We start from the raw sequence: 13,337 nt of genomic DNA on the forward strand, positions 1-13,337 counted from the left end.
ACGCCAGGGTGCGGGTGTCGCTAATATGGCCTTTAAATCACGGGAGAGCAAAAATGTTGATGTTAATGGCGCGGGAAAATATGGCGCTGACCTTGTCGGCCATTGCAGCGGGTCTGTTTGCGCTGGTGGGTGTCAGTTGGGGACTTTGGATCGGCTCGCTGGTGATCCTGTTTGATGGAGCCTACTCGCTGGTCAGTGTGGTGTTGTCGCTGCTGTCGCTCTACGCCGCCCGGGTTATTCGTCGCCCGGCCTGTGCCGACTATCCGTTTGGTCGCGGCGCTATCGAGCCCCTGGTCATTGCAGTCAAGGGGCTGGTCATTGCGCTGGTTTGTCTGTTGTCGATGGTGTCCGCCGTTATCGCACTGGTTGAGGGTGGTCGTGCGGTCAACGCTGACATGGCCATGGTGTTTGCGGCCGTGAGTGTTGCCGGTTGCCTGGCGGTGTGGCTGTACCTTGCCTGGGTGGGCAAGCGTGTTGGGTCCGGGTTAGTGGTGGCAGAACGCCGTCAGTGGTTGATGGATACCGTGCTGAGCGCCGCCGTTCTGATTGGCTTTGGTGTCGGTGCCTGGCTTGAGCAGACTGCCTGGTCATTCCTGGCGGTATACTCGGACCCGGTCATGATGGTGTTGATCTCGGCCTATTTCATTGTCGTGCCGGTAAAAATGACCGCCGGTGCGGTTCGGGAACTGATGCTGGCGGCGCCGCCTGAGGCGGTGGCCGATGAAGTGCACTGTGTGCTCAAGGCGGAAGGCATCCTGCCTCAACAGGTAAAAATGGCCAAAATAGGTCCGAGTCTGATGCTGGAGATTCGTCTACCTAGCAACTGGCCCGGCCGGATTGAGAGTCTGAAGCGTGATTTGATGCAAGAGCTGGCGGAAATGCCGGTGCGACCAGCGATCTTTATCCGCAACAGTTTGGTCTAGGCCTGTTTTTCGGCAGTGCGGTTGCCAATGGCACAGGCGTATTTGCGCTCATAGCGGCTGTCGGCCCAGCGCTCGTAAACCCGGGACGCGATCGGATAGATGATCGGCCAGAGCAGAGGCTTGAACAAGAACCCGAAGCGGGTGTGTGACCAGGCGCGGACGTTGGCGGGCAGCCCGACCACCCATTCCCCCGTCCACGCCATCAAGTGGAGCCGGCGCAGCAGTTGTTCGTGGCTCGGCAAGTCGGTGTTGGTGCCGCTCTGTTCGTGGATGTCGGCAAATATCAGGTTGCCGCCCTGGAGTTTGCGCAGGGTTCGGATCTCACGGGCACACAGCGGGCACTGACCGTCGTAGAAAAGCGTGTCATATCGGGGATCCATCAAGTCCTCCAAGGGCTAGTATTTGCTCGCGGACGTCCGTTTTCCGCTGGGTTAATTGAGTCTCCAAACCGGCAACCGCCGCCGGCAAAGCTTCCGGTGAATCCCATCGAAACTGATGCAACAGCTGGATCTGCACCGCCAGATCCTGAAACTGGCCGAACAACTGTTGGCGAGCTTTTACTCGTTTCAGCAGCCCCTTCCATCGGTCCGGCTCTAATTCCATCAGATACCGGGTACGCTTCAATAACTTGCGCAGGGCATGAATCTCCTCGTCCGATGACTCGGGTGTGAGTTCCGCCGCTTTCCGGTTGTATTGGGTCATACGTCGGTCGACGGTTGTTCGGATGTCTTTGTGACTCAGCGATCTGGAAAGTTTCTGAAAGGCGCCGGACTCAATCAGGTTGAGCCAATCCTGGCTGCGCTTGTGCTGGTGCTTGCTGGTCAGGCTTTTGTTTAACCGCTGCTGTTCGATGTCTGTGGCCTGTTCGAAGTAGGTGCGCAGGCCGGTCTCCAGTTCCTCGTTGCCGCCGCAAAGCTCGGGCAGCTGTTGCAGCAGCACGTGCAGATCCCTCAGCTGGCTGGTGGCTCCGGCCTGTTGCTTGAGTTGCTTGACGGGTTTGGTCAACAGTTTGGAGCCACTGACTTCACGGATCGATTCAGCGATGGCGCGGCTGCGCCGCAGGGCTATCCGGTATTGATGCAAGAATTCGTCATCCAGCCCCAGTTGCACACCCGGCTCCAGATCTTTAAGCCAGTGGTGGAGGCGCTGGAGTGTGTCGGCGAGGTCCCGTTTACGCCCTGTTGTGTCGGGGTTGGCGCGCTTCTTTTGTTTGCGGGCAAAGTGGCTATAGCTAAATTGCTGCGGGGTCAGCAGGGCTTCCAGCTTGCCCTTGCCCTTGGCTTTGCCGAGCTGGTGCCAGTGGTCTACGGGGATACGCAACTGCATGAAGCTGCCTGTCGGCAACTGCGCCGGCGACTGTTTCAATAACCACTGGGCCAGTTCCAGCAGCGCCGGGTTGTGGCCGATGACGGCCATGGTTTCCTGGTCACCAGCGCCCTGAAGCCAGTGCAGCAGCTTTTGATGGTCAAAGGTGTAGAGCTCGGGGCAGATATGCACCCGCGTTTCGGGAAAGGTTTTGGGCAAGACGCCGGCCAAGGTGGCTTGCGCCCGGGTAGCAACGCTGGCGTGAATCTCACCGGCAAAGGCGCCGTGATGAGCCAGGGCAACGCCCAGCGATGCCAGCTGGCTTTGCCCGCGGGCGTTCAGGGGGCGGTCCCGGTCACTGAGGCTGTCGTCGGCCCAGCTGGATTTCGCATGTCGGATCAGAAAAAGCTGCTTCATGATGCAATCCCGCTGCACGGTGCATTGGTTTAGCTGGATTCAAGTTCGGCGGCCGGTGGCCGTTAGCCGTAGAAAGATCGTGCGTGAACCAGGCCAGTCTAGAGCCTGCGTGAGGTCGGTGCATAGGGCGCACTGGGTGTTCTGCATTGGAAATGCAGCATCGTTACCTGCCTTAACAGACTGGAACAGCACGCGACGCATCTCTGTGGATAATTCATAACTCTAATCAGTCCTCAAGGATCGTTGACATGAACTTTCTAAACACGCTTCGCATTCGCTCGCGGCTGCTCCTGGCGGTGCTGGTCCCTGTTGTCCTCACCGCGGCTACCTTGGCCTGGATCACCGTCAGTCAGATTGATGCCCATGGAGAGGCCGAGCTCCAGCGGCTCAAAACGGAGCTGCTGGAAACCCGGAAGAACGGTTTGAAAAACCTGGTGGATGCCGCCGAGGCGGTGGTTCTGGAAGCGAAGAACGATCCCGATTTGTCTGAAGACGAGGCCAAGGCTGAGGCCGCGTCGCGCCTGCGCAGTATTCGATTCGACAAGACCAACTATGTGTTCGCCTACACCCGTGATGTGGTGAATCTGGCCTATGCCCCGGATCCATCCAAGGAAGGGCCGACCAATAACCCGACCCTGAAAAAACTGGTGCGGGCGCTGTTTGCTGCAGGTGAATCCGATGGTTTTTACGGTTATAACTGGATGAATCCGGGCTCTGGCGAGGAAGAGCCGAAAGTGTCCTATTCCACCGTTATTCCGGGCTGGGACTGGATGATTGGCGCCGGCGTTTATGTCACCAATATCGACCGTGAAGTGGCCGCTGCTCAGGCCGAGATTGCGGAAGATCGGAGTTCCACGATTGGCTTCATTCTGCTGGTAACTGTCGTTGTCGTGGTGATTGCCATGGGTATCGGCCTTGTGGTCGGCCGCTCGGTTACCAACCCGCTGAAAAAAGTCAGCGACATGATGCAGGAAATTGCAGACGGCGAGGGCGATCTGCGCCAGCGCTTACCGGAAGATGGTAGCGATGAGTTGTCTGAACTGGGGCGTCGTTTCAATGCCTTTGTGATCAAGATTCAGAACACCATTCGCGAAGTCGGTGCTACCACCGATCAGGTCGCCTCTGCGGCCGAGGAATTGAGCCGGGTGGCGAACGAGACCCGTGCCTCGGTTCAGGAACAGGGTTCAGAAACCGATCAGATCGCCTCGGCGATCAATGAAATGGCGGCGACCATCCAGCAAATCTCAGGCAATGCCAATCAGGTTGAAAGTGCCGCCTCTGACGCCGATCGCGTTGCCCGTGACGGTGGTGAAACCATTGTCAGCGCTCAGAGCTCAGTCAACAAACTGTCCGAGGAGATCAAGGAGAGTGCCCGCACCATTGATGCCCTGGCCGAGAAATCCGACGATATTCAGCAGGTGTTGGATGTCATCCATGCGGTTACTGAGCAGACTAACCTGCTGGCGCTGAATGCGGCCATTGAGGCCGCCCGGGCCGGTGAGCATGGTCGCGGTTTCTCCGTGGTCGCCGACGAGGTGCGTCAGCTAGCCAAGCGCAGTGCCGAGTCCGCCGAACAGATCCGCGAAATGGTGAATGGGTTTGTGTCAGAGTCCCGCTCCGCAGTCGACCGCATGAACCAGTCCCGCGACCGGTCCTCGGAAACCGTTGAACGCATCGATCACGCTGCTACGGCACTGCACTATCGAGAAATCAGTGGGTCAGATCCATGATCAGGTAACCCAGATTGCCACGGCAGCCGAGCAACAGAGCCAAGTGGCCGAGGAAATTAACCAGAATGTGGTGCGTATCGTTGATGCGGCTCAGCGTAGTGACACCGGCGTGACCCAGACCAACGAGGCGAGCCACGAACTGGCCCGCCTGGGTGAAACCCTGCGAGAGCTGGTAGGCCAGTTCAAAGTCTGAGCTAGAGCCCCTCGGTCTGCTTGATCAGTTCCCTGAGCCTGCGCGAACGGCGGGCTCGGGAGAGCAGGGTGGTGAGCAGGTAGTCGGGGTCAAAGGGCTTGGTGATGTAGTCGTCGCCCCCCAGGGCGGCACCCATGATTTTTTGGTCGGGGTGAGTTTCGGTGGTCAGGAACAGGATCGGCACCGGATCCAGCCGTCGGTCCTGGCGAAGGACCGCCGCCAGCTCGGTTCCGGATACCTCCGGCATAATCACGTCAAGTAGAATGATGTCCGGTTCGAACGCCCGCGCGGCCTCCAGTGCGTTCATCGGGTCACTCACCGGGTAAACCGCCAGTCCGGCCTGCTCCATAATTACCTGGTTCACCTGCAGGGTGGTTTCGTCGTCGTCCACCATCAGAATCCGGAACGGCGGCGCGTCTCTGCGATCGGTGAACTCGTGGGCCAGGTCGATCAGTTCGGTCTGGGTAATCGGCTTCGCCACGTAGCGTGAGGCGCCTGACCGGAACGCGGCAAGCCTTGCTTCCATGTCATCCCGGACCGACAGGAAGGCAACCGGGGGCAATCGCCCTACCGTGCGTTTCAGAAACTCGATAATACGGGGGCCGGCGTTGCGTTCGTTGCCGAAGATGACATCCATAATGATCAAATCGGGGGTTGGCAATACCTCGAAAGTGTCGCCGTAGATGGTGGCGGACAAAAACACCTGGGCGTCGAAACCGGCGGCCTCCAGCCACAGCAGCATTTCATTGGCGACCAGCTCATTGTCTTCAATGATGTGGATTTTACGGCTGCCGGGGAAGAACCGCTGATCCAGCTCGGGCTCCTGATCAAAATCCATGGTGCGCATACTCTGGACCAACACAAGCATGTCTTTTTGTTTGTCGTCCGGATCACGCGAACTGGTGCTGAACCAGCCATCAATCACGTCAAGCAGCTGCTTGGCGGCGTCGGACACCGAGCGAAGGCCAACCGAACCGGCGGAACCGGCCAGTTTGTGGGCCTCCTGATAGGTCATGTTGAGGCCTGAACGCACGGCAGCCCCGTCCTCGGCGTATTCACGGTCGACAGGAATGGTGCTGATCAGGTATTCCAGCCGGTCCAGTCGCCTCGGGAGTCGCTCCAAGTAGCTTTGTCGTAACTGTTTCAGGCGCGCCTGCGGACTATCAAGATCTTTTTTGGTGTCCATGTACATCGTCCAGAGTCCATTCGCGTTGGTTGGAGAATACCTATCCCACTCTGAAACATAGCCCAATCAATGGGGCGAATCTAGTAAGCTGAGAGTAGGGCTTGGCGGGGTGCTTGGTCCCACGCTAGTATTGGCTCGGGATAAAAAATATCTACATAACAATCGGATCAATGGTGCCAACAATGATTACTCGCCCGCTCAAAATGGCTGCGCTTGCGCTGCTGTTTGCTTTCAGTCCACTCAGCCTGGCTGAGGACAGTTTCACACTGCGCCTTGCGCAGACCTGGGGCCCGAATTCACCGATTCTCGGCGAAACCGTAGAACACATGGCCAAGATGGCCGAAACCATGTCCAGTGGCCGGCTCAAGATTCGTATCGACGCTCCAACAAGCACAAGGCGCCGTTCGGCATCTTCGATCTGGTACGCAACGGTCAGTACGAAATGGGCCACACGGCGTCCTATTACTACAAGGGCACCATTCCCAACGCTATGTACTTCACTACCGTGCCGTTCGGCATGATCGCCCCGGAGCAATACGCCTGGTTCTACCACGGCGAGGGCATGGAACTGATGCGCAAAGTTTATGAGCCGCATGGCCTTCTGTCGTTTCCAGGTGGTAACACCGGCAACCAGATGGGCGGCTGGTTCCGTGAAGAGATCAACTCCCTGGAAGATCTGAAAGGCATCAAGATGCGCACGCCGGGCTTCGCCGGCGAGGTGATGTCGGAGCTGGGGGTTGCGGTCACCAATATTCCGCCGGGCGAACTTTATAGCGCACTGGAGCGTGGCACCATCGATGCCCTGGAGTGGGTGGGTCCGGCCCTGGACTTCAGCATGGGCTTCCACCAGATCGCCAAGAATTACTACTCGGGCTGGCAGGAGCCGGGTGCTGAAGTGCAGTTCCTGATCAACAAGGAAACCTGGGACAAGCTGCCCAAGGATCTGCAGGAAGTGTTGCGAGTGTCTATGCGCACCGCCGCCTATGATATGTACATCCAAAGCACCCACGAAAGCGGCGTGGCCTGGGACAAGATGAAAGAGAACTACCCGGACGTGACCCACAGAACCTTCCCGCCGGAAGTCATCGAGGCCCTGCGCAGCGCGACTAACAAGCTACTCAAGGAAGCCGCGGAGAACGACCCGCTGGCGAAGGAAATCATCACGTCCCAGCGCGAGTACCTGCGGCAGGTGCGTCAGTGGACCAATATTTCAGACAAGGCCTACCTCGATAGTGTGGCCGGAGAATAACGCAAGAGCAGGCATCAGCCTTTAATGGGCTGGTAGTACGCTGATAGCTAAGGGGCTTTGGGGTTTCGGATTATCCCAACGCCCCTTTTTGTTTGCGCTGCTTTCTGAAAAAATAGCTTGCTCATTCCTTGGGCAGGTCCGATGAAGAAAACACTCCTTTCACTGCGTGAACTTTCCAAACACTTTAGCGGCAAGACCGTTCTCGATGCCTTGGATCTCGATATCCTGGATGGTGAGTTCATCACCCTTCTTGGTCCTTCAGGCTGTGGTAAAACCACGCTACTCAGGCTGATTGCGGGGTTTGAACATCCGGATGCCGGCACTATTACCCTCGATGGCACCGACCTGACCCAGGTGCCGCCAGAACACCGGCCCCTCAATACGGTATTCCAGCACTACGCGCTGTTTCCGCACATGTCGGTTTTCGACAATGTGGCTTACGGCCTGAAAATGGAAAAACGGCCCAAGGACGAGATTCGCCAGCGCGTGGACGAAGTGCTGGCAATGGTTCAACTGCAGGACTTCGCCCGACGCAAGCCCCACCAGCTGTCCGGTGGCCAGCAGCAGCGAGTGGCAATTGCCCGGGCGGTGATCAAGCGCCCGCGCCTTCTGCTGCTGGACGAGCCCCTGTCGGCCCTGGACTACAAACTGCGCCGAACCATGCAGGTTGAACTCAAGCGCCTGCAGCGGGAGCTGGGCATCACCTTCGTATTCGTTACCCACGATCAGGAAGAAGCTCTGTCCATGTCGGACCGGGTAGTGGTGCTCAAAAGTGGCCTGGTGCAGCAGCTGGGTACCCCGCGAGAAGTTTATGAGCGGCCGGCTAACTTGTTCACCGCTGGCTTTGTCGGTGAGACCAATCTCTTTCCCGGCCGGGTACTGAGCCAGGACGACGACAGCATATTGGTGGACGTGCTTGGCTTCAGGCGCAAGCTGCGGCGCCCGAGTTTTGCGGTGCAGGAAGGCCAGCCCGTGCACGTTCTGCTGCGGCCGGAGGATATCCGGGTGCTGGATCCCAGTGGCGACCAGGGCGTGGCCGGTAAGATCGTCGAGCGGAACTACAAGGGTAGTACCCTGGATTCGGTGATCCACCTGGAAGACGGTACCGAAGTACTGGCCAGTGAGTTCTTCGACGAGGATGATCCGATGTTCGATTACCGCCTCGGCGAGCCGGTCAGGGTAAGCTGGGTTGACGGCTGGGAGTGGCTGCTCCCGGAAGAAACGGGTGAAATCGCCGACGAGGAAATGTCGGCTGATGCATAGTATCCGGCAACAACCGTTCAAAACTGCAGTTCTGGCGCTGGTCTGGGGTTGGCTGCTGTTCCTGGTGCTCACCCCAAACCTGCTGGTAGTGGGTGCGAGCGTGATGACTCGCGACCCGGCCACCTTTCTGTCACTGCCGCTCAACCTCGATGCCTACCGGCAGCTGTTCGATTCGCTGTACCTGGATGTGTTCCTGCACTCCCTGTACATGGCGGCAATGACCACGCTGATTTGCCTGCTGATTGGCTACCCCTTCGCCTGGGCGCTGTCGAAAGTGGCCAAGCAGCGTCAGTTGCTGCTGATATTCCTGTTGATCGTGCCGTTCTGGACCAACTCCCTGGTTCGTACCTACGCCCTGAAACTGATTCTGGCCACCAATGGCCTGCTGAACAAAGCACTGCTGTCAGTGGGGCTGATCGAGGAACCCCTGCAGATGCTGTACACCGAAGGGGCGGTGATCATTGGTCTGGTGTATCTGCTGCTGCCGTTTATGATCCTGCCCCTGTACTCGGTGTTTGATGATCTGCGGCAGGAACTTCTTTTGGCGTCGCACGATCTGGGCGCAGGCCGCCTGGCCACCTTCGTGCATGTGATTGTGCCGCTGACCCTGCCGGGCGTGCTGGCAGGCGTGATGCTGGTGCTGCTGCCGGCCATGGGGCTGTTCTTCGTGCCGGATATCCTGGGTGGGTCCCGCAACCTGCTGGTGGGTAACGTGATCAAGAACCAGTTCCTGGATGCCAGGAACTGGCCGTTTGGCGCTGCCGCCAGCATTGTGCTGACGCTGACCATGGCGCTGCTGATGTTTGCTCATAAATTGAGTAAGCGGCGTCTGGGTGAGGAGGGCGCCTGATGAAAACCTGGCTGCCCAGAACCTACCTGACCCTGGTGTATATTCTGCTGTACGTGCCGATCGTGGTGCTGGTGGTGTTTTCATTTAATGATGCCCGCACCGGTTACGACTGGGGTGGCCTCAGCCTGCGCTGGTACGAGGCACTGTTCAACAACACCGCCATGGTACGGGCCATGTGGAATTCCCTTTGGTTGGCGCTCTCTGCCGCCACCGTGTCGACCCTGATCGGCGCCTTGACCGCCCTGGCGCTGCATCGCTACCGATTCCGGGGCAAGCGGGTACTCAACGGCATGCTGTTTGTGGTGATGATGTCGCCGGAAATTGTGCTGGCGATCTCCCTGCTGGCGCTGTTCTTACTGGTGGGGTTACAGCTAGGCTATGTATCGCTGTTGCTGCCCATGTGACCTTCTGTTTGCCGTTCGTGGTGATTACTGTGATGGCCCGGCTCAGCGGCTTTGACGAAAGCCTGCCCGAGGCGGCCCGGGATCTGGGTGCAAGCGATTTCACCATGACCCGGACCGTCCTGATACCGGCCATAATGCCGGCGCTGCTGGCTGGCTGGTTGCTGGGATTTACCCTGTCTCTGGACGATGTGGTGGTGAGCACCTTCGTTAGCGGCCCGAGTTATGAAATTTTGCCCCTGCGCATCTATTCTATGGTGCGTGTGGGCCTGAAGCCCGAGGTCAACGCCCTCGGCACCCTGTTGCTGGTGTTTTCACTGGTCATGCTGATGTTATCCCAATGGATTCTGATAAGGAGCAAACGATGAAGAAACTGGCACTGGCCGGCCTGTTGGCGGTAAGTCTGACGGGCTGCAGTTCCGAGGAGCCTCAGGTTCTCAACCTGTACAACTGGTCTGAGTACATGCCCCAGGAAGTACTCAACCGGTTCCAGGAAGAAACCGGCATCCAGGTGGTTTACACCACCTACGACAGCAACGAAGCCATGTACGCCCGGTTGAAACTGCTGGACGACAGCGCGGCCTACGACCTGGCGATTCCATCGACCTACTACGTCAGCAAAATGCGCCAGGAAGAATTACTGATGCCCATCGATCGCAGCAAGATCGAAGGCTTTGATAAGCTGGATCCGGAGTTGGTGAACCTGGATATCGACCCCGGCAACCAGTACAGCGTGCCGTATCTCTGGGGCACCACCGGGCTGGCCGTTGACACCTCCGACATCGAGGGCGAGCAGGTCACCGCCTGGGAAGACCTGTGGGATGAGCGCTTTGAGGGCCGGGTGATGCTGACCAACGATATGCGCGAAGTTTTCCACGTGGGCCTACGGGTGCTGGGTTACTCCGGCAACAGCACCAATCCGGAGGAGATCGAAGCTGCTTATGAGAAGTTGTCCGAGTTGATGCCGTCGGTGCGCACCTTCAATTCCGATGCGCCGCGCATGCCTTACCTCGAGGGCGAAACTGACGTCGGCATGATCTGGAACGGCGAAGCGGTGATGGGCAAGGACACCATGCCGTCACTGGAGTATGTTTACCCGCAGGAAGGCATCATCGCCTGGCTCGACAGCTTCGTGATTCCGAAGAACGCCAAGAACCCGGAAGCTGCACATCAGTTCATCAGCTTTGTACTGCGGCCCGAAATCTCCGCCCTGATCAGTGAGGAAATCGGTTACGCGACGCCGAACCTGGCGGCCCGCGAGGAGTTGAGCGAGGAAGTGGCCAATAACCGAGCCAGCTACCCGTCTGCGCAGGATATGCTGAATGCCGAGTTCCAGACCGACATTGGCGATGAAGCCTGCAGATCTACGCCAAGTACTGGGAAATGCTGAAATCAGGGCGCTAAATCCGTTTGTGATCAAGCGGGTGCACTAAAAAGGGAGGCTCAGGCCTCCTTTTTTTATTGGCCGAGGGGGCCGATATGTGCTGTATTGACCTATAGTTAATGCTTGGTTTTTACCCAGTTCAGGTCCCCAAACCAGATGTCTGTGGCCCGTTCCCTGCACCTGATCATTCTTTTTTTGCTGGCGCTGATGCTGCCCGGCACAGTCACAGCTGCATCTCAGCCGGTGGCCGAGGGTTGGGAATATCGCTGGGGGGATTCACCCTTTGGCGCCGATGGCACTCCCGACTGGGTCCAACAGGACGCGCCGACTGAGTGGCAGAGCATTGGCTTTCCCTCCAATCCGCCTGATCGAAAGGGGCAGGAACATGTCTGGTACCGGGTAACTCTGCCTTCCGGCGATTTCCAGGAGCCTGTGCTGTACATCTTCAGTGTCGATATCATCTTTCAGGTGTATCTGGGCGCCGACAAGATCTATCAGTATGGCACCCTCGATAGTGACGGCCGAGGTTCGTTTGAAGGTTGGCCCTGGCACGCCATACCACTGCCCGAGGATTACCATAGTGAGCCAATCTATTTCAGGGTATTTTCAGACTACACTGACATCGGACTCTGGGGGGAAGTCGCGATTATGGACTACACCGATCTGGTGTTGTTCACCCTGAAAAACTCTCTGAAGGCGTTGATCGTGGCGGGCTTTGCTGCCTTATCGCGATTCTGGCGCTGATATTTGCCCTGCTGCAAACGGAAAAGAAGACCTTCGCCTGTATTGCCCTGTTTGCCATGTCAGCAGGCTTGATGCTGGTGGCCGAAAGCCAGGCCAGCCTGCTGATCTTTTATAAGCCATTATTGTGGGATTATCTGGCCGCGGGCTCTTATTACATGCTGCCGGTGGCATTGGCTCTGATGCTGGAACATTGGCTGTCTGATCATCGTCCCTGGCTGATTAACCGGATCTGGAAGCTGCATCTGGTGTACTTGGTGGGCGCAATCGGTTTGTCTCTGTCCGGGCTGGTGGATTTGTCGTCGACCTTCCCGGTTTTTGATGCCCTGTTTCTTATCACCGTAACCTGTATGGCTTCGGTGGCGGTACGACGTTTCCGTCATCTGTTGCGGGAACAGCGGGTTTTGCTGGTGACTTATGGTGTGTTCTGCGCTTTGTTGGTGGCCGACATGGCAGTGGCTCATGGCGTGTTGCCGTGGGGCCGGATACCGGTTAGCTGGGGCATTCTGGTGTTCCTGCTGGCTGTGGTGTGGATTGCGCTGTGGCATTACGCGCGCACTCAGAAGGCACTGACTCAGCTGGCGATTTCCCTGGAGCAAAAGGTGGCGGAGCGCACCGAACGAGCAGAATCCCTGGCTCGCCGCGAGCAGGCACGGGTGCGACTGCTGACCTTTGAAAACGAAAAAAACCGGGTGCTGGGCGATATGATCACCCAGTTACAGGACTGCCTGAACCTGGGGCAAGCCTACGCCGTTCTGACCGGCAGCTTGCCGGATCTGTGCAGCCCCCTGCGTGGTGCGCTGTACCGGCGCACGCCTGGTGAGGCCTATGAGAGGCTCTCGCAATGGGGGCAGGAAGGCGAGAGTTCCGCTATGCCGCTTCAGCTCAATACCAGCGATGGTTTGCCAAGGCCTTCGGAGCTGCCGCCGGCCTCGTCCGAAGCGGCGACATCGGATCGGGAACGGTCGAGGGCCAACCAGCAGCTTTGTTTCTGGATTAACGTGGAATCCGCCAGTGATGGTCTGGTGACCGATAGCATAATGCTGCTGGAAAGTGAGGGCCTGTTCGATGCCGCCGGAAGCGAGTACGGCGTGGCACGGCTGTTTGCGGTCTTGAATCAGGCCATCCAGCGCATCGGCATCACCCTGTCCAAAATATCCTTGCGTGAGGAGCTGCAGAAATTCTCCTACGAAGACGCGTTAACCGGCCTGAAAAACCGGCGCTACTTTGATCAGCTGTTTCATCACCAGTGTGCCGTAGCTCAGCGCGGGCGCACCCCGCTGTCGTTGTTGGTTGTTGATATCGACCATTTCAAAGTCTTCAACGACACCCATGGACACGAAGCTGGTGACCGGGCGCTGCAATCCGTTGCCTCTGTGTTGCTGAACCAGTTCAGGGAAAGCGACATTGTGTGCCGATTTGGCGGCGAGGAGTTTGTGGTGATCCTGCCGGGGGCGATGACCGATGATGGCAGAGAACGGGCACAGAGCCTGTGCGATGCTGTGGCTGATGTTGATGTGGTTTTCGAAGGCCGGAATCTCGGCGCGGTGACGGTGTCGGTGGGCGTGGCCAGTTGGCCAGAAGCTGACGGCGAGCCGCGTCAACTGCTCAGCCTTGCTGACCAGGCGCTTTACCAGGCCAAGGAAGAAGGGCGCAATCGGGTCTGGATTCATGGCGGCCAGGCCGCCTAGGATT

The 13,337-nt window shown here is 58.0% G+C and carries 9 protein-coding genes and 3 pseudogenes; 9 read left to right on the plus strand and 3 right to left on the minus strand.

From position 1 onward, the window contains the following. The first annotated feature begins 53 nt into the window (after positions 1-53). Complete coding sequence (locus AU14_RS10485) at positions 54-923, plus strand: cation diffusion facilitator family transporter (protein ID WP_041340702.1); 870 nt, start codon at positions 54-56, stop codon at positions 921-923. Here the strand turns inward: AU14_RS10485 and AU14_RS10490 are convergent. Both AU14_RS10490 and AU14_RS10495 read right to left on the minus strand, forming a co-directional pair. Then, a complete protein-coding gene (locus tag AU14_RS10490; RefSeq protein ID WP_041340703.1) occupies positions 920-1,303 on the minus strand; it encodes a thiol-disulfide oxidoreductase DCC family protein in 384 nt (127 codons plus the stop codon). The two genes, AU14_RS10485 and AU14_RS10490, sit on opposite strands and share 4 nt — an antisense overlap. Continuing rightward, positions 1,287-2,645 carry a CHAD domain-containing protein gene (locus tag AU14_RS10495; RefSeq protein WP_041340704.1) on the minus strand — a complete coding sequence of 453 codons (1,359 nt, stop codon included), beginning with the start codon at positions 2,643-2,645 and terminating at the stop codon, positions 1,287-1,289. Before AU14_RS10495 ends, AU14_RS10490 begins: the two co-directional genes overlap by 17 nt. A 248-nt stretch (positions 2,646-2,893) precedes the next feature. Between AU14_RS10495 and AU14_RS10500 the strand changes: the two are divergent. Further along, positions 2,894-4,568: pseudogene (locus AU14_RS10500) on the plus strand (methyl-accepting chemotaxis protein). Position 4,569: 1 nt separating this feature from the next. Here AU14_RS10500 and AU14_RS10505 read toward each other — a convergent pair. Further along, positions 4,570-5,754, minus strand: coding sequence for a response regulator (locus tag AU14_RS10505; protein WP_158498313.1), 1,185 nt, complete (start codon positions 5,752-5,754; stop codon positions 4,570-4,572). A 182-nt stretch (positions 5,755-5,936) separates the two neighbouring features. On the opposite strand from AU14_RS10505, the pseudogene AU14_RS10510 reads away from it, so the two are divergent. The 7 genes and pseudogenes from AU14_RS10510 to AU14_RS10535 all read left to right on the plus strand — a co-directional run bounded on the left by AU14_RS10510 (position 5,937) and on the right by AU14_RS10535 (position 13,333). Next, a pseudogene (locus AU14_RS10510) lies at positions 5,937-7,003 on the plus strand (TRAP transporter substrate-binding protein). A 141-nt stretch (positions 7,004-7,144) separates the two neighbouring features. Beyond that, the gene (potA, locus tag AU14_RS10515; protein WP_041340707.1) at positions 7,145-8,266 is read left to right on the plus strand and encodes a spermidine/putrescine ABC transporter ATP-binding protein PotA; all 1,122 of its coding nucleotides are present in this window, start codon (positions 7,145-7,147) and stop codon (positions 8,264-8,266) included. Beyond that, positions 8,259-9,116 (plus strand): spermidine/putrescine ABC transporter permease PotB, encoded by an 858-nt coding sequence (potB, locus tag AU14_RS10520; RefSeq protein WP_179944706.1) that lies wholly within the window; start codon positions 8,259-8,261, stop codon positions 9,114-9,116. Before potA ends, potB begins: the two co-directional genes overlap by 8 nt. Then, positions 9,116-9,885 (plus strand): annotated as a pseudogene (gene potC / locus AU14_RS22835) (spermidine/putrescine ABC transporter permease PotC). The gene potB and the pseudogene potC overlap by 1 nt, the downstream one beginning before the upstream one ends. Beyond that, entirely contained in the window at positions 9,882-10,907 is a 1,026-nt protein-coding gene (locus AU14_RS10530; RefSeq protein WP_236743979.1) for an extracellular solute-binding protein, read from the plus strand. The pseudogene potC and the gene AU14_RS10530 overlap by 4 nt, the downstream one beginning before the upstream one ends. 150 nt (positions 10,908-11,057) lie before the next feature. Then, positions 11,058-11,645, plus strand: a complete 588-nt coding sequence (locus AU14_RS21440) for a lactonase family protein (protein WP_236743980.1) — start codon at positions 11,058-11,060, stop codon at positions 11,643-11,645. Positions 11,646-11,716: 71 nt separating this feature from the next. Next, positions 11,717-13,333 (plus strand): sensor domain-containing diguanylate cyclase, encoded by a 1,617-nt coding sequence (locus AU14_RS10535; protein WP_236743981.1) that lies wholly within the window; start codon positions 11,717-11,719, stop codon positions 13,331-13,333. The last annotated feature ends 4 nt before the right edge of the window (positions 13,334-13,337 follow it).

Origin of the sequence: Marinobacter similis, from assembly GCF_000830985.1 — a bacterium.
Classification (GTDB): domain Bacteria; phylum Pseudomonadota; class Gammaproteobacteria; order Pseudomonadales; family Oleiphilaceae; genus Marinobacter; species Marinobacter similis.